17 protein-coding genes and 1 pseudogene are annotated in these 16,606 nt (G+C 57.2%); 12 read left to right on the forward strand and 6 right to left on the reverse strand.

The features are described from left to right. Window positions 1-7: 7 nt before the first annotated feature. Window positions 8-1,702 carry a thiamine pyrophosphate-binding protein gene (locus AC27FC_RS08215; protein ID WP_196354719.1) on the forward strand — a complete coding sequence of 565 codons (1,695 nt, stop codon included), beginning with the start codon at window positions 8-10 and terminating at the stop codon, window positions 1,700-1,702. Window positions 1,703-1,735: 33 nt separating this feature from the next. Here the strand turns inward: AC27FC_RS08215 and AC27FC_RS08220 are convergent, their stop codons facing one another. Then, window positions 1,736-2,434, reverse strand: coding sequence for a GNAT family N-acetyltransferase (locus AC27FC_RS08220; RefSeq protein WP_196354720.1), 699 nt, complete (start codon window positions 2,432-2,434; stop codon window positions 1,736-1,738). A gap of 201 nt (window positions 2,435-2,635) precedes the next feature. Between AC27FC_RS08220 and AC27FC_RS08225 the strand changes: the two genes are divergently transcribed. The 5 genes from AC27FC_RS08225 (at window position 2,636) to AC27FC_RS08245 (ending at window position 7,709) form a co-directional block, all read left to right on the forward strand. Then, window positions 2,636-4,204 carry an ABC transporter substrate-binding protein gene (locus tag AC27FC_RS08225; RefSeq protein ID WP_196354721.1) on the forward strand — a complete coding sequence of 523 codons (1,569 nt, stop codon included), beginning with the start codon at window positions 2,636-2,638 and terminating at the stop codon, window positions 4,202-4,204. Window positions 4,205-4,342: 138 nt separating this feature from the next. Then, window positions 4,343-5,356: an ABC transporter permease gene (locus tag AC27FC_RS08230; RefSeq protein ID WP_196354722.1), complete on the forward strand. Its 1,014-nt coding sequence runs from the start codon at window positions 4,343-4,345 to the stop codon at window positions 5,354-5,356. Then, window positions 5,356-6,189: an ABC transporter permease gene (locus tag AC27FC_RS08235; protein WP_033144874.1), complete on the forward strand. Its 834-nt coding sequence runs from the start codon at window positions 5,356-5,358 to the stop codon at window positions 6,187-6,189. Before AC27FC_RS08230 ends, AC27FC_RS08235 begins: the two co-directional genes overlap by 1 nt. Further along, window positions 6,182-7,018 carry an ABC transporter ATP-binding protein gene (locus tag AC27FC_RS08240; RefSeq protein WP_232959889.1) on the forward strand — a complete coding sequence of 279 codons (837 nt, stop codon included), beginning with the start codon at window positions 6,182-6,184 and terminating at the stop codon, window positions 7,016-7,018. The genes AC27FC_RS08235 and AC27FC_RS08240 overlap by 8 nt, the downstream gene beginning before the upstream one ends. Beyond that, the gene (locus AC27FC_RS08245; protein ID WP_196354724.1) at window positions 7,005-7,709 is read left to right on the forward strand and encodes an ABC transporter ATP-binding protein; all 705 of its coding nucleotides are present in this window, start codon (window positions 7,005-7,007) and stop codon (window positions 7,707-7,709) included. Before AC27FC_RS08240 ends, AC27FC_RS08245 begins: the two co-directional genes overlap by 14 nt. 108 nt (window positions 7,710-7,817) lie before the next feature. Here AC27FC_RS08245 and AC27FC_RS08250 read toward each other — a convergent pair whose 3' ends face one another. From AC27FC_RS08250 to budA, 4 genes are all read right to left on the reverse strand, one after another. Then, window positions 7,818-8,291, reverse strand: coding sequence for a cold-shock protein (locus tag AC27FC_RS08250; protein WP_023310683.1), 474 nt, complete (start codon window positions 8,289-8,291; stop codon window positions 7,818-7,820). 256 nt (window positions 8,292-8,547) lie between these two features. Then, on the reverse strand, window positions 8,548-9,318 hold the full coding sequence (locus tag AC27FC_RS08255) for a (S)-acetoin forming diacetyl reductase (protein ID WP_024906954.1): 771 nt from the start codon (window positions 9,316-9,318) through the stop codon (window positions 8,548-8,550). Between the two features lie 20 nt (window positions 9,319-9,338). Then, complete coding sequence (gene alsS, locus AC27FC_RS08260; RefSeq protein ID WP_033144871.1) at window positions 9,339-11,018, reverse strand: acetolactate synthase AlsS; 1,680 nt, start codon at window positions 11,016-11,018, stop codon at window positions 9,339-9,341. A 13-nt stretch (window positions 11,019-11,031) separates the two neighbouring features. After that, the gene (budA, locus tag AC27FC_RS08265) at window positions 11,032-11,811 is read right to left on the reverse strand and encodes an acetolactate decarboxylase (RefSeq protein ID WP_196354725.1); all 780 of its coding nucleotides are present in this window, start codon (window positions 11,809-11,811) and stop codon (window positions 11,032-11,034) included. A 105-nt stretch (window positions 11,812-11,916) separates the two neighbouring features. Here budA and AC27FC_RS08270 point away from each other — a divergent pair, with 105 nt between their 5' ends. Continuing rightward, window positions 11,917-12,798, forward strand: coding sequence for a LysR family transcriptional regulator (locus tag AC27FC_RS08270; protein ID WP_038417608.1), 882 nt, complete (start codon window positions 11,917-11,919; stop codon window positions 12,796-12,798). A gap of 231 nt (window positions 12,799-13,029) precedes the next feature. Next, window positions 13,030-13,485, forward strand: a complete 456-nt coding sequence (locus tag AC27FC_RS08275; protein WP_094934430.1) for a hypothetical protein — start codon at window positions 13,030-13,032, stop codon at window positions 13,483-13,485. Window positions 13,486-13,655: 170 nt separating this feature from the next. On the opposite strand, the gene AC27FC_RS08280 is transcribed toward AC27FC_RS08275, so the two are convergent. Continuing rightward, window positions 13,656-14,228, reverse strand: a complete 573-nt coding sequence (locus AC27FC_RS08280) for a flavin reductase family protein (RefSeq protein WP_032410512.1) — start codon at window positions 14,226-14,228, stop codon at window positions 13,656-13,658. Between the two features lie 128 nt (window positions 14,229-14,356). Here AC27FC_RS08280 and AC27FC_RS08285 point away from each other — a divergent pair, with 128 nt between their 5' ends. From AC27FC_RS08285 to AC27FC_RS08300, 4 genes and pseudogenes are all read left to right on the forward strand, one after another. Further along, window positions 14,357-15,256, forward strand: a complete 900-nt coding sequence (locus AC27FC_RS08285; protein ID WP_032410511.1) for a LysR family transcriptional regulator — start codon at window positions 14,357-14,359, stop codon at window positions 15,254-15,256. 190 nt (window positions 15,257-15,446) lie between these two features. Next, window positions 15,447-15,757, forward strand: a pseudogene (locus tag AC27FC_RS08290) (type II toxin-antitoxin system HigB family toxin). Then, window positions 15,754-15,993 (forward strand): hypothetical protein, encoded by a 240-nt coding sequence (locus AC27FC_RS08295; RefSeq protein ID WP_370650851.1) that lies wholly within the window; start codon window positions 15,754-15,756, stop codon window positions 15,991-15,993. The pseudogene AC27FC_RS08290 and the gene AC27FC_RS08295 overlap by 4 nt, the downstream one beginning before the upstream one ends. A gap of 137 nt (window positions 15,994-16,130) precedes the next feature. Further along, complete coding sequence (locus tag AC27FC_RS08300) at window positions 16,131-16,541, forward strand: Imm63 family immunity protein (RefSeq protein ID WP_112778332.1); 411 nt, start codon at window positions 16,131-16,133, stop codon at window positions 16,539-16,541. Window positions 16,542-16,606: the final 65 nt, after the last annotated feature.

Genomic DNA, 16,606 nt, shown 5'->3' on the forward strand with positions numbered 1-16,606 from the left:
TGTCATTATGATTAAATCATTAACGTCCCTGTCAGAATTAAATATGCGATCGGGTGCCGATATTCTCCTTGAAGTGCTGGAGAGTGAAGGTGTGGAATATATTTATGGCAATCCCGGCACCACCGAACTCCCGCTCATTGATGCCCTTCTTCGCCATGAAAATATTCACTATATTCTGGCACTCCAGGAGAGCAGCGTGGTCGCCATTGCCGACGGCTACGCGAAAGCCTCCGGCAAGACCGGTTTTATCAATTTGCATACCGCCAGCGGTCTCGGACACGGGATGGGGAATCTCATTAACTCGCGGATCATGAAAACGCCGCTGGTTGTCACCGTCGGGCAACAGGATACCCGCCACTACGTGCGCGACCCGCTCCTGTATGATGACATAGTCTCCATTGGGTCGCCGGTGGTGAAATGGGCGCAGGAGGTCACCAGCGCCGACCAGCTACCGGTTCTTGTGCGCCGGGCCTTTCATGCCGCCAGCTACCCTCCCGCGGGTCCGGTGCTGCTATCCCTGCCAATGAACGTCATGGAAGAGCTCAGCGACGCCGGGATACAAACGGCCTCTAAAGTGAACTACCACACCGTGGCGGGCTCGCTGGACGAGCTGGCGCAGGCGCTAAGCGAAGTCACCCCCGGCAGGATCATGATTGTGGCGGGGGATGAAGTTCACTCCAGCGGCTCGACGCAGGAGATTGTCCAGCTTGCTGAAGCCCTGGGCGCCCACGTCTACGGCTCCTCCTGGCCGCTGAATTTACCCTTCCCCACGCAGCACGCGCTCTGGCGAGGCAATATGCCCACCACCGCAAAGGAAATCGCCAGCGTCGTTAATGCCTACGATGCGGTGTTTATCATTGGCGGCAGAAGCCTGATTACCATTTTGTATAGCGAGGGCGAGGCCATTCCGGAAACCTGCGCGGTGTATCAGCTCTCGGCGGATATGAACGAGCTGGGACGCACCTACGCCACCCGCCTCTCGGTGATGGGGGATATCACACTCTCCCTGAAGGAACTGTTGCCGAAGCTTGAGCAGCGCCGGGTGGCAAGCAAATTGACGCATCAGCGGCTGCTCAAAGCGGCACGCGCTGAACGTGAAAAAGAGTGGCAACTGCAGGAAGAGCGTCTGGCAGCCGAGCGGCTGCGCCCGGCGATTTCGCCGATGGTCGCGGCCTACGAGGTGATAAAGTCCGCTCCACCGGGCATAACGATTGTCGACGAAGCGATTGCAACGGCCAGACACGTTCGCCGGTTTATCTCCGACCAGCAGCACCCGCGCTACTACTTTATGCGCGGCGGCGGTCTGGGCTGGGGAATGCCTGCAGCAGTAGGTCACTCGCTGGGGCTGGGGCGCGAGCCGGTTGTTTGTCTGGTTGGCGACGGCGCCTCCCTGTACTCGCCGCAGGCGCTCTGGACGGCGGCGCACGAAAATCTGCCCGTCACCTTTATCGTGATGAATAACCTGGAGTACAACATCCTGAAAAACTTCATGAAAGGACAGCCGGGCTACAGTTCGACAAAGCTGGGTCGTTTTATCGGGATGGATCTGATTAACCCGCAAATTGATTTCCAGTCGCTGGGCACCGCGATGGGTATCCGCTGCTGCCGGGTGACCCAGGCCGCGGATATCGCCACGGCGGTGACGCAGGGGCTACAGTCAGGAAAAACCAATTTGATTGAAATTGCCATTTCCGCAGATTGATCGACCGTTTCAGATGTACCCTACATAAAACACTTATAACCGAAACGCCTCAAGCCGCTTAATCTGCCGCCCTTCTCCGTCAAAATTCTCCGCCGCCAGCCAGGCGCGCAGTTCGGCATCGCGCTGCGGCCACTCGCCGTCAATAATAGAAAGCATATCGCTGTCGCGGTTGCGCCCTTTGCGCACCAGCTTCTGGCGCAGGCGTCCTTCCCAGACAAACCCCAGCCGCTCCGCCGCATTTCGTGACGCAACGTTCATGGAATCGCACTTCCACTCGACGCGCCGGTAGCCGTGCTCAAACGCATTTTTCAGCAGCAGCCACACCGTTTCGGTGCCCATCCGGGTTCCTTTCATCCTGCGCGACCAGGTCACGTGCCCGATCTCCACCGACCCCAGCAGCCGCTCGTTAGCCATATAGCTCACCAGCCCCACCGCGCGTTCGGTGCGTAAATCAATGACGGCAAACGGCACCAGCTCATCGTCCATCACCTTACCCACGATCCAGTGCACGGTGGCTTCCACGCTCGCTGGCTGCGTGCTGGCAAGCCACGTCCAGTCGCTGTCGTCGCCCAGCGCATAGGCCTCGTAGAGATCGGCCGCGTGGCGATCGGCATCCAGCGGCTCCAGGCGGCAATACTGGCCGAACAGCGGCGTGCGGGTTAATACGCGCGCGCCTCTCCAGTCGGGAACGATATCGTTAACGGTTTGACCATGTTGATTGATTTCGGGCACGGCGGTGACTCCCTGAAAGGTAAGGAGTTTGTTATAGCAGGTTAAAAAGCGGGCGAAAAGCAGCGTATTTTAATAGCCCGAACGCATGCGATATTCCTGGAAGGCATAAGCAAAGCTGAATTTCGACTTTGCGGAATGTCAGAGTCGCCCTAACGTAGCGGAGCATAAAACAATCACAATATATTCTTCTCAGGGATCGCTATGACGAAAAAACTGTTGCCGTTACTGGTGCTGGCTGCGCTCTCAGGCGCTGTCCACGCCGCTACACCGCCCACCACGCTGGTTGTTGCCCAGGGGCTGGATGACATCGTGAGCCTCGACCCGGCCGAAGCCAACGAGCTTTCCAGCATCCAGACCGTGCCGAGCCTGTATCAGCGTCTGGTACAGCCGGACCGCGATAACCCGGAAAAAATCACCCCGATTCTGGCAGACAGCTGGGAAGCGGACGCGGCAGCCAAAACCCTGACGATTAAGCTTAAGCCCGATGCCAGATTCGCCTCCGGTAACCCGCTGCGCCCGGAAGACGTGATTTTCTCGTACACCCGCGCCGTGACGCTCAACAAATCCCCGGCCTTTATCCTCAACGTGCTGGGCTGGGACGCGAGCAACATCGCCAGCCAGCTGAAAAAGGTGGACGACCATACCCTCCAGCTTCACTGGACGGCGGACGTTAGCCCGTCGGTGGCGCTGAATATTCTCTCAACGCCGATTGCCTCCATCGTCGATGAAAAGCAGGTTGCGGCGAACGTGAAGGATAACGACTTCGGTAACGCCTGGCTGAAAATGCACTCGGCGGGCAGCGGCGCGTTCAAAATGCGCGTCTATCAGCCGCATCAGGCTATCGTGCTGGAAGCTAACGAATCGGCGCCCGGCGGCGCGCCGAAGCTCAAAAGCATCATCATTAAAAACGTCCCCGATCCGGCCTCACGCCGCCTGCTGATCCAGCAGGGTGATGCGGACGTGGCGCGCGATCTCGGTGCAGATCAGATAAGCGCCCTGGACGGCAAGCCGGGCGTGAAGGTACTGAGCATTCCGTCCGCCGAGCAAAATTACCTGGTGTTTAACACCGGCAACAGCGCCAACCCGCTGCTGAACAACCCGGCGTTCTGGGAAGCCTCGCGCTGGCTGGTCGATTATGAAGGCATCACCAAAAATCTGCTGAAAGGCCAGTACTTTGTTCATCAGAGCTTCCTGCCGGTCGGCCTGCCGGGCGCGCTGGAAGACAACCCGTTTAAATTTGACCCGGCAAAAGCGAAAGCCATTCTCGCCAAAGCGGGCATTAAAGACGCGCACTTCACGCTGGACGTGGAGAACAAGCCGCCGTTTATCACCCTCGCCCAGTCGATGCAGGCGAGCTTTGCTCAGGGCGGCGTGAAGGTCGATCTGCTGCCTGCCGCCGGGAGCCAGGTCTATGCCCGCGTGCGCGCAAAGCAGCATCAGGCGGCGATTCGTCTGTGGATCCCGGACTACTTCGACGCGCACTCAAACGCCAGCGCCTTTGCGTGGAACGACGGCAAATCCAGCACCGTGGCCGGGCTTAACGGCTGGAAAATTCCCGAGCTGAACAAAGCCACGCTGGCGGCGGTAGCCGAGCCGGATCCGGCGAAGCGTCTGGATCTCTACAAAAAGATGCAGGAACAGCTGCAGCAGAATTCGCCGTACGTGTTCGTCGATCAGGGGAAAACCCAGATCGTGGTGCGCGATAACGTGAAGGGGTATCAGCAGGGGCTGAACGCGGATATGGTCTGGTACGATCGCGTCACGAAGTAGCCCTTCTCCCTCTCCCGTGGGAGAGGGTTGGGGTGAGGGCAACATCGTGCAACAGAGCCACCTGTTCCCCCTCACCCCCGCCCTCTCCCACAGGGAGAGGGGGTCGTCCGTGCATATTTTCAGGATAACGATTTTCCCATGCCACATCTTTCCACCCGCGTTCTCCAGGGGCTGCTGACCCTGCTGCTCACGCTCTTCGGGCTGCTGCTCGTCACGTTTGCGCTCTCGGCGTTTTCACCGGTCGATCGCGTGCTGCAGATCGTGGGCGATCACGCCAGCCAGTCAACCTACGATCAGGTTCGCCATCAGCTTGGGCTGGATCGGCCTCTGCCCGTGCAGTTCTGGCACTACCTGCAAAACCTTGCCCACGGTGATTTAGGCACCGCCAGCGCCACCGGGCAGCCGGTGCTGCAGGATCTGCTGCACGCGTTCCCCGCCACGCTGGAGCTGGCCACGCTGGCGTTAATCATCGGCGCCGTGCTCGGCGTGATTGCCGGGGTGCTGTGCGCCCGCTACGCCGGTTCGCCGCTCGATCTCGCCATCAGAACGCTCACCCTGCTCGGCAACTCGGTACCGATTTTCTGGCTCGGCCTGCTGATGCTGGCCCTGTTCTACGCGAAGCTGCAGTGGAGCGCGGGTCCCGGCAGGCTGGATGATATCTGGCAGTTCACCGTCGAGCCGCGTACCGGCTTTGCGCTGGTGGATACCTGGCTTTCCGGCGATCGCGAGGCGTTCCGCAACGCCCTCAGCCACCTGGTGCTGCCGGTGCTGCTGCTGGCCTATTATTCGCTGGCGAGCATCACGCGCCTGACGCGTTCCGCCTGCCTGAGCGAAATGAACAAAGAGTACATCCTGCTTGCCCGCGCCAAGGGCGCCGGGGAGATGACCATCCTGCTGCGCCACGTGCTGCCGAACATTCGCGGCACCCTGCTGACGGTGATCGCCCTCGCCTACACCAGCATGCTGGAAGGCGCGGTACTGACTGAAACCGTCTTCTCCTGGCCGGGGATCGGGCGCTACCTCACCACCGTCCTGTTCGCCGGAGACACCACCGCCGTCATGGGCGGCACGCTGCTGATTGGCGTCTGCTTTGTGCTGATCAATAACCTTACCGACCTGCTTGTGCGGGCGACCGATCCCAGGGTGCGCTGATGCCGTTTTATCTTTTCTTACGCCGCCTGCGCCGCTCCCCCGCCGCGTTTTGCGGGCTGGCTGCCATCGCGCTGCTGGTGGTTATCGCCCTGTTCGCGCCGTGGCTCGCGCCGCTTGACCCGAACTGGCAGGACGCCGCCGCACGCCTGCAGGCACCGAACAGCCAGCACTGGCTGGGCACCGACAGCTACGGGCGCGATCTGCTTTCACGCCTGATTTACGGCACCCGTCCGGCGCTCGGGCTGGTGGCATTAGTTACCGTAATCACCCTGCCCACCGGGCTGCTGGTGGGGATTTTGTCCGGCTACTACGGCGGCTGGCTGGAGCGCATCCTGATGCGTTTTACCGACGTGGTAATGTCGATGCCGCGCCTGATCCTCGCCTTCGCGTTTGTGGCGATGCTTGGCCCCGGGCTGGTCAACGGCGCGCTGGCGCTGGCCTTAACCACCTGGCCGGCCTACGCGCGTCAGGCGCGGAGTGAAATTCAGCGTCTGCGCCACAGCGATTATCTGGCCGCCGCCGAGATGATGGGCATTCGCGGCCCGCGCCTGCTGGTCGGCCATATTCTGCCCCTGTGCCTGCCGTCCGCGATTGTGCGGCTGGCGCTGGATCTGGCGGGGATTATTCTGGCGGCCGCCGGTCTGGGCTTCCTCGGCCTTGGCGCGCGTCCGCCGATGGCCGAATGGGGCGCGATGATCGCCGACGGCATGCAGGTGATTTTCGACCAGTGGTGGATTGCCGCCATTCCGGGCGGAGCGATTCTGTTTGCCAGCCTCGCCTTTAACCTGCTGGGCGACGGCCTGCGCGACGTACTGGAGCCACAGCATGACTGAACACCGCGTCATCGTCGATGCGCTGAATATCGACTACCCCGCCGCGCGCGTGGTCAACAACCTCAGCTTCACGCTAGGCAACGAGCGGCTGGCGCTGGTGGGGGAATCCGGCTCGGGCAAATCAATGTCCGCCCGCGCCCTGATGGGGCTGGTGCGTAAGCCCGGCATCGTGAGCGCGAACCGGCTTAACGTGCTCGGCAACGACCTACTGAGCATGAATAACCGCCGCTGGCAGGCGCTGCGCGGCAACGGGATTGCGATGGTCCTGCAGGACCCGCGCTACGCGCTGAATCCGGCGAAAAACGTCGCCGCTCAGCTCGATGAAGCGCTGACCCTGCACCAGCGCCTGCCCCGCGCCGAGCGCCTGGGGCGCATTCACGACATCATCCGCGCCGTCGGGCTCAACGAACACGTCCTCCAGCGCTACCCCGGCGAGCTCTCCGGGGGCATGGGCCAGCGGGTGATGATCGCCATTGCGCTGATCAACAACCCGCAGGTGCTGATTGCCGACGAACCCACCTCCGCGCTGGACGCCCGCCTGCGCAACCAGATCCTCGAACTGCTGGTGCAGCAGAGCGAAGAGCGCCGGATGGCGATGCTGTTAATCAGCCACGATCTGCCGCTGGTGGCGGAACACTGCGACCGCGTGCTGGTGATGTATCAGGGCGAGAAGGTCGATGAGATGGCGGCGAACCGGCTTCCGCAGGCGACGCACCCGTATACGCGAACCCTGTGGACCTGCCGACCCAATGCGCAAACGTTCGGCCAGATGCTGCCGACGCTGGACCGCACGCAGCCGTGGAAGGAGGCCGATAATGGCGCTCGTTGAAGTTAAGGATCTCCAGGTGAGATTCGGGGAGAAAACGGCGGTGTCCGCCGCCAGCTTTGCCATTGAAAAAGGCGAAACCTTCAGCCTGATAGGCGAATCCGGCTGCGGGAAATCAACTATTCTGCGCGTGCTGGCGGGATTGCAGCGCGAGTGGAACGGGCGCATTTCGATCCTGGGAGACGCGCTACGGCCAGGACGGCGTTTTGAAGGCGAGCTTCGCCGCAACGTGCAGATGGTGTTTCAGGATCCGTGGGCGTCGCTGCACCCGAACCACACCGTTGCGCGCACCCTGTCGGAGCCGTTAAACATCCACGGCGAAACGCAGATTGCCGAAAAGGTAGCGGATGCGCTGCAGCAGGTGGGGCTTTCCGCCGACGCGGGCAAGCGTTATCCGCACCAGCTTTCCGGCGGGCAGCGTCAGCGCGTGGCCATTGCCCGCGCGCTGCTGCTGCGCCCGCAGCTTCTGCTGCTGGACGAGCCGACTTCGGCGCTGGATATGTCCGTGCAGGCGGAAATTCTGAACCTGCTCAACCGCCTGAAAGCCGAGCACGGCATGACCTACCTGCTGGTGAGCCACGATGCGGACGTGATTGCCCATATGTCCGACCGGGCGGCATTTATGGCGCACGGGGAGATCCAGAAAGTGTTTGACCGTGAAGCGATGTTGCGGGGTGAGCACAGGATGGGGTAAATGCGCGCGGCGGTGCCCGGTGGCGCTGCGCTTACCGGGCCTACGTTTCGTGCCGCGTTGATGGTTTTTCGTAGGCCGGGTAAGGCGTCGCCGCCACCCGGCAAAACGTTACTTAAGCAGCTTCACCGTGGCATCAATGTCGATCTCATCTTCGGTGAAGATCAGCGTCGTGTTCTGGAAAGTGGTGATCGCCAGCTTCTTCACCGTGCGCATTTCGCCCGGCTTTTTCTCGGATTTAGGCTTGATGCTGTTCATCAGCAGCCCAACCGACAGCACCGCGTTCTCTTTGTCGATTTTGGTATCAGCCGGCTCTTCTTCGTTAAACACCACGAAGGATTTGATGGAGGAGAGCTTCACGCGCTCGCCGGCAATAAAGAGATGTTTGCTTTCGGGGATCACCTTCACCGCGTAGGCGGAAAGGCCTTTGTTGTTGGTGGTTGGCTCAAAGGTCACCGCGGCATCTTTCTTAATCAGATCGGGGTTCGCGACCTTAATCACATGAAAATAGCGGTTGTCGCCGTTTTCATCTTTGATAAATCCAAAGCCTTTATCTTTAAACCACGTTGTGATTGTACCGTTCATCGCTGTTACCGCCTGTCAGATCGTAATGACTAAAGTTTTGCAGCGCGCAGTGTAATGCACAATGACGGAGGAGACAAAAAAAAGCCCCTGCACGGGTGCAGGGGAAAACTCATGTCAGAGCTTTTACCCTAAATAATTCGAGTTGCATGAAGGCGGCGACGCAGCGAATCCCCGGGAGCGTACATCAGTACGTGACTGGGGTGAGCGAGGAAAGCCAACGCACAGGCAACTTGAAGTATGACGGGTATATTAGTATTTAGTTGAACACCATCCCTCCATCGATTAAGAGCGACTGGCCGGTCATGTAGTCGGAATCCGGGCCTGCCAGGTATGAGACGCAGGCGGCGACATCTTCCGGCTCGGACAGGCGGCCAAGCGTAATGCGTTTGGCAAAGGTTTCGGTCCCGTAGCCGAGCGGTTTACCCGCCGCCTCGGAGACCTGACGGTCGATTTCCGCCCACATCGGCGTTTTGACGATGCCAGGACAGTAGGCGTTAACGGTGATCCCCAGCGGCGCGAGATCCCGTGCCGCGGTCTGGGTTAAGCCGCGCACCGCGAACTTGCTGGAACTGTAGACCGCCAGTTCCGGGTTGCCGGTGTGTCCCGCCTGGGAGCAGGCGTTGATGATCTTGCCGCCGTGTCCCTCTTTGCGGAAGGCGTCAATCGCGGCCTGGATCCCCCAGATCACCCCTTTCACGTTGATGTTGTAGACCTTGTCGACAATGTCCGGCGTGATGGATTCGATGGGGGTAGACGGCGCAATCCCGGCGTTATTCACGATCACGTTAAAGCCGCCCAGCGCGGTGCGCGCTTTCTCCACCGCCGCAAATACCTGTTCGCGGTCAGAGACATCGACCTTCACGGCGACGGCGTTGCCGCCGTTACGGATGATTTCATCGGCGACGGCTCTTGCCGTCTCGACGTTATAGTCGGCGATGGCGACGGCAAAGCCATCTTTCACCAGGCGAAGCGCGATCGCTTTACCAATCCCCTGGCCTGAGCCTGTTACGAGAGCAACTTTTTGCATTTCTCTGTCCTTATATTGAGTCACAAAATCTGGCTGAGATGGAGCTGACCCATCAGCAGCGGGTTATCGCTGTAGTCGACGGGAATGGCCACCACGGCCGGGCCATCCACATCCATCGCCGCACGCAGCGTCGGCTCAAGCGCCTCGGCGCTCTCCACGGCAAAGCCTTTCGCACCGAAGGCGTCGGCATACGCTTTGAAATCGACCGGGCCGAACTCGACGCCGGAAAGGCGCTGGTATTTTTTCTCTTCCTGAATCGCCACCATGTTGTAGGCGTTATCCACCCAGATGATATGCAGCACGTTGGCGTTGAGGCGCACCGCGGTTTCCAGCTCCATGCTCGACTGCAGGAAGCCGCCGTCGCCGGAGACTGAAACCACCTTGCGGCCCGGGTTCACCAGCCACGCGCCAATCGCCCACGGCAGCGCGACGCCCATGGTCTGCTGACCGTTGGAGATCATCACCTGACGCGCCCGGAAGCTGTAGAGGTAGCGGGCGATCCAGATGTGGAAGCTGCCCATGTCCACGGTGAGCGTCACGTCGTTATTCACGATGTCCTGCATGGCGCGAACGATGCGCAGCGGGTGCAGGGCAAACTGGTTGAGCGAGGCGCCGCGGCGGTCGAGCAGATCGCGCTGATGCTGGCGATCGACCAGAATTTCGGAGGCCCGTTGGCTCAGCTCGAGCTTACGGTCGATCCGGTTAGCAAGCAGGTTCAGCGTTTCGGCGATGTCCCCCACCAGCTCCAGATCTGGGACGTAGTTACGCTCTTCATAAGCGGGCAGCACGTCGATGTGCACCAGCGTCGCGTCGCCGCTGTTCCACATGGACGGCTCGTACTCCACCGGGCTGTAGCCGATGCAGATAATCAGGTCCGCCAGATGCAGCAGCCGGTCGCCCGCCTGGTTATTGAACAGGCCGACGCGTCCGGCGAAGCGGGTGAAGTGTTCCTGGTTTACCGCCCCGGCGGCCTGATAGGTGCTGGTCACCGGAATGCGGCTTTTCTCCAGCAGCTTGCGCAGCGCGGCGCTGTTCGCGGGCTGGCTGGCCATCAGGCCGAGTAAAATGACCGGATTTTTGGCGTTTTCGATAAGCTTCGCCACGTCGTTAATCGCTGACTCCGGTGCCGGGCCCATCAGCGCCGGGCCGCTGGCGGGTAAAATCGCCCCCGTCGCGGGCTGGTCGACAATATCCTGCGGCAGGCTGACGAACGCGCCCCCCGGCCTGCCGTGCTCGGCGGCGCGAAACGCGTTCGATACCACCTCGGCAATCGCGTCCGGCGAACTGACCTCCACGGCGTATTTAGTGACAGGGCTGAACATGGCGACGGTGTCCATACTCTGGTGCACCAGCTTGGCTTTATCCGCCCGCTTCACCGCCCCGCCCAACGCCACCACCGGGTCGCCTTCGCTGTTGGCGGTGGCGATGCCGGTGATCAGGTTAGAACAGCCCGGCCCGGAGGTGACCAGCGCCACCCCGGCCTTGCCGGTCAGCCGCCCGACCGCCGCCGCCATAAACGCCGCGTTGGCCTCGTGGCGTACCGGGATGATCTCGATGGAGGAGTCCAGCAGGGAGTCAAAGACCTTGTCGATTTTCGCACCCGGGATCCCGAACACCTGCTTCACGCCCTGCGCTTCCAGCTGGCCGACAACCATATCGGCGCCGTGCGCCCACTGACGTGACTGTTTCTCACTGTTCACGGTAGTTCTCCTGTTAGTTTTCGACGGAACGGATCGCTGCATCAAGATTGCTGGGGTGAAGGTTGGCCTGTAAGAACGCGCTGTCGGCGGGCAGATCAATCATCAGCTTGTGAATTTCACCGAAGGTGAGCACGCCGCTCTCCAGCTGATAGTCGAGCAGATGGCCCCCGCCCTGACGGTCGTCGGTGATGAAATGCTCGTGATAGCCGGCCACGTTAATACCCTGCATATGCTGCGGCGTGCGGAACCCGACCAGCACCCCTTCGCGCTGGTTAAAGCGGAACACCGGCTGGTCGTCCAGCACGTCGGTCATCGCGCGGTACGGCGGCTTCTGGCGCGGTACCGTGCGGGTATGGGCGTGGCGGAAGTTGCCGTCAATGCGCAGCGCGCAGAACAGGTTGTCGGAGGGGATCTGCTGGTCGATGACGTCGTGGATCTGCTGACGGCTGACCGGTGCATCGAAGGTTTTGCGGTACTGCGGCTGGAACCAGGTCATCACCGCGAACGGCGTTTTCTGTTCTGGCTTCGCGGCCCGGGCGCTGCCGTCGGCGCGCAGCTGGTACACCTGGCTGCTGAAGGCAATCATTTCACCGTCCAGCTCGTTGAAGGTACCCAGACCAAAATCGCCGTGTGCCAGCAGATCGGCGATGGTGGTCTCTCCTTCGTACACGCCGCTTAGCAGGGCGCTCATTAGCGATGTCTGATAGATCACGCTGTCAGGATGCTTGGCGGAGAACCCCCGCAGGGTCTCGCACAGGCTGGCCTCACAGTCGCAGGCAGATGAATGCATCATCGTGCTCGTCCTCTTCAACTTTATTTAGAAAGGTTAAATAAATGTTGACCCGATTCAGCAGAGAGTTCCAATATAGAAACCATGCTGGTTTGAGACGTTTTAGATATGGAACTTCGTTATCTGCGGTATTTTGTCGCGGTTGCACGCGAGCGACACTTCACCAGGGCGGCCGAAGCGCTGGGTATTTCACAGCCTCCTCTGAGTCAGCAGATCAAACGGCTCGAAGAGGAAGTGGGCACGCCGCTGTTCAGACGCCTGACGCGGGGCGTGGAGTTGACCGAGGCGGGAGAAGCCTTCTACGAGGACGCCTGCAAAATTCTGGCGCTGAGCGATGCCGCGCTGGAAAAAGCCCGCGGCATCGCGCGCGGGCTGAACGGCAACCTGTCGATTGGCATCACCAGCTCCGACGCTTTTCATCCCAAAATTTTCGCGCTGATCCGCCAGTTTCAGGTGCAGAACATGGCGGTGCAGGTTCACCAGGTGGAAGCCAATATGTCGTCGCTGACGACAATGCTGGCGGAGGGTGAACTGGATATCGCCTTCGTGCGCCTGCCGTGCGAGAGCAGCAAGGCGTTCGAGTTAAAAATCCTCGACCGGGAGCCGATGGTGGTGGCGCTGCATCGCGATCATCCGCTGGCGGCGTGCGATTCGCTGGCGTTAGAGCAGCTTCGGGATACGCCGGTGGTGCTGTTCCCGCAGGAGGTCGCGCCGGGGCTGTACGAACGGGTTCACGGCTGCTGCGAGCGGGCCGGAATTGACGTGCAGCACGCGCTGCAGTCGTCGCAGCTTTCCTCCTCCCTGAGCATGGTTTCCGCAGGCGGCGGGTTCGCGCTGGTGCCGAAATCCATGGCGGCCATTTCACCGCCGAATGTCACCTATCACGCGCTGAGCTCGCCGGAGCTTTATACCGATATCGCGCTCTGCTGGCGGCGCTTTGAACGCTCGCGGACGGTGAAGCGGTTTTTGATGATGATGAGCGAGGGGTGACGGCAATAGAGGGGTTTTGGTTTTTGCAGGCCGGGTAAGGCGTAGCCGCCTCCCGGCAATGCCCTTCTGGAAGCCGCCTCGCAAACTTTCAAGAAACCTTATGTAATTCAGGGTGATCCCTTTCCTTCCCTTTTTCGCCGCCGTAAAGTGCCTGCGTTGCGGCACATCCGTAACCGGGCGTAGGAACCCGTTAGCATAACATGACGTTTTTTTGGACAAAGAGGATGCTAAATGGCGACTACCCCTGGATTTTCTTACGCGCTTTCTGAGGAAAGCGCAGTTCATCACCTCATCAACACTTCAATTTCCGATTCTGCGGATCTCTTCGAACTGGTCGATGCCTGCACTGCGTATGTCAGCGTGCTGGTGGAAACTGACGACGCGGTGACGTTTGCCACGCTCTGTAAGAGATTGCTGGTTGCGCTTAAGCGACTGCGGGAGTGCTGTGACTCGGAACTTCCGCCGTACCTGGTTGAACAGTTGATTGCGGGTGAAAAGATAACCTCGTGTGTACCGGACTGCTGGCAGGAGACGACGCTGCAGGTGGATTATGCCGTAGCGTTAACGCTGGCGGTTATGGGCGGAACGTTGCCTGCGAGCGTGGCGAAAGAACTCACCGGGCTGCTGCATGATATGGTCTGGTTGCTGGCGGAATTTGTAAAGGAGCCTTATATTTCGGCACATTGAGGTGGGTGATAGGTGGCCGGAATCCTGCTGGTTAGAAGCAGGATTTCGACCTTACGCTAACGTTGAATGTCTGCTAAAAGCGAGGAGCGGACATCTTAAGTAAGTTGTTTTTTTATGCTACTACCTCTATATAGCAATGTTATATGGCTACATTTATACAGAAGTAAGGATTAGTCTTTTCCCGGGCCATAATTGAATTTTGTACCTTTACCAATGGCGTAAAACTGTCCGCCAGCTACGTAATGGACAGTACGTAATTCATCTGGAGCATCATCAAAAATCCAGTGCCCATTTCTGAAAACGCGGTCATCACTCCATGCTCCGACAATTTCCCCCATGAACAAGTTGTGCTGCTTTTCATTTTCTTCATTGGGTATGACCTTACATACTAACCAGCCAGCGCAACCTTCAACTAAAGGCAGATCAAACTCTTTTTGATAAAATAGTGGAATTTTACTGTTTTTATCGGGTGTGTCGGAATAACTGTGGCCTCCAGCATATAAGACCATATCCATCTGATTTACTACTGGGATCTGTACAACGTAATATCCGCTTTTTTCTACAAGCCCGCGAGTAAATGCCTGTGGACCTATAAAAGCCATCACTTTGTTATTGCCTACTAATCCCACCCAGGCCGCTGCCATGACATTTTCAATGCCATCATTTTTAGCCGATATCATCGTCGTTGGCCCGATCTGTAATAGCCGATAGGCTTTGTTTAACTCTACTGGTTGAATTGACATAATTTACTCTTTTGAGTTCTGATAAAAAGTAAGACAGGTTACTTATTTTATTGTTCGATTATATGACTGGAATAGTTGCAAATTAATTGCTATTATCAAAATATATTAATGCAAATTTCACAACAATCATGAACAAACTTGATGCTCTAAAATTTTTCATCATCGCCTCTGAGACCTTGAACTTCCGCGAAGCAGCAATCAAGCTGTCGGTTTCACCATCAGTAGTAAGCCGAACAGTCGCTGAGTTGGAGAAACAACTTGGTGAACCTCTATTCAAACGCAATACGCGTTCGATCTTTCTCACCAGTTTCGGTGAACTATTTTTACCCCAAGCGAAACGACTGCTGGAGGATTCAGAAAAACTATTTCAGACGGCAAAAGATGATAATGAAATGAAGGGCATTGTTCGTATCACATTACTTCGACTTCCAAATCATGAACAAATCTTGTATGAACTATTGACTGCACTACGTCCCTATCCTGAGTTATTTATCGACTGGCGTTTAGATATGATGAAACTTGATACTATCGAGCATCGTATTGATATAGGTATACGCGTAGGGCGAGAACCTAATCCAAACTTTATCATTAAAAATATTGGGCAAGTTGAACATATTTTAGTCGCATCCCCTGAACTCATTGCGCGCCTGGGGGCACCTACTGATTTAGAAGATCTTCGACAGCGTTATCCATTTAGTGGTTTAATTAATCCTGAGACGGGAAAATCATTTGAGTTTATGAGTGACGCAGTAAATACTTTTGTCCCTCGTCATATTGAATTTTATACTACAGATCCATATGCCGAAATTCAGGCCGCATTGGCCGGAAAAATGGTTGTACAGTCAAGCGACTTTATCTGTAGAGAGTACTTAGCAAGCGGCCAACTTGTTCCCCCACTGCCAGAATTGCGACAGGAGAAATGGCAATTTTATTTATACCGGCCTTACCAGCTGATTACTCCAAAAAGGGTGACGGTCGTTTTCTCGCTATTAGAAAAGATATTACGCAAATATTTCGAATCAAATTAACATTCTCCTCCACGTCCGCTTCTGGCACAAAGCGGACATTTTTTTCACAGTCACCTCATACAGTGTTCACACTCATTAAATGACCGCCGTCAGCACGAGCATTTGAAAACTGTACTCCATCACTTTTTCCATATTATCAACCCACCAACTATCACCTATTATATTTCCAATATGGAAACACGGGGCAAGGATGCACGTAGTCTCAAGAGCGCCTTTCGACGCGACTACCAGACAATTTCCTAATCAAGCACAAGCCCTGGACGATCTTTACCGAGTACTAAAGAGGAACACTACCCGTCACCGGACGATATGCGAAAGCGATTCCCCAGCCTGGACAGGATGAAATACCGGGTGAAATGGTGGGTCATTGATGTTGGCAGCGGGCATTTAAGAGTGATGTTTTTTGCTGATTTTGAGCGAGGAAAGATTTTCATCAAACACATCAGCACACACGCAGAATATGACAAGCTCACGGACCTCTACCGGAGAACGAAAGAATGAATTATGCAGCAGCCATCAAAGCGGCAAAGGATCTGACAAACGCGCTCCCTTTCCTGGGCTCAAGCCCGTCGCGGCATGATTACGAGGATGCGCTGACGTTGGTGAAGATGCTCACCACTAAAATCGATAAATACGAAAACAAGTCTCCGGTGTTTGCAAAATTTAACGCGCGTGTTGCCAGCATTCCGTCAGGCGTTGCGTTATTGCGAACGCTGATGGATCAGTACCAACGTTAACGCTGGATCATATGCGTGCGCTGGCGAAGGGTTTTGGTTTGCCGGTGAGTGCGTTTGTGGGGAAGTGATCGAGAGCAGGCGCTTTGTACCCAATCCGCGATAATGCGTCGTTTACATACAAGAACAAAGAGCTATTTATGAAAACAATTGAAGAACTACGAAACGAGCTTCTAAAAATAGGTGAGCAACTAGGGGGAGGCACAAGGCCAAACCATTACTTCTTTATCCCTGACCAACCCGATGGGGTTGCAACTCCCTATCTTGAAATTCATGGCAAAGAATATCATTTTATCGTCAGTGAAAGAGGCCTTGAAATACAGCGGAAAGTAACGCTCAGTGACGATGAAATTCTGTATTGGTTTGTGGAGAGTGCCGTGGCGGGGCTCGCCTCAACGTATGCAGCAAGCCATTCATCTGAACGAGAATTTAGAGAGGTTTATTTCAGAAGACAATACAGTTTAATGCTCTCTATCAAACCTGAATGGGCAACAAGAAAGCGCAAAGAAATCACTGAGCTCCTCCATTCGCAAAGAAGCGAACGTGGTTAACCCAACCGGCTCGTTACATTTACTTCCCTGTTGCCCTCTCTTTTCCTGGTAATTGCCTGCGACAC

The sequence above is a fragment of the Enterobacter sp. C3_dUdeg genome, assembly GCF_057536195.1.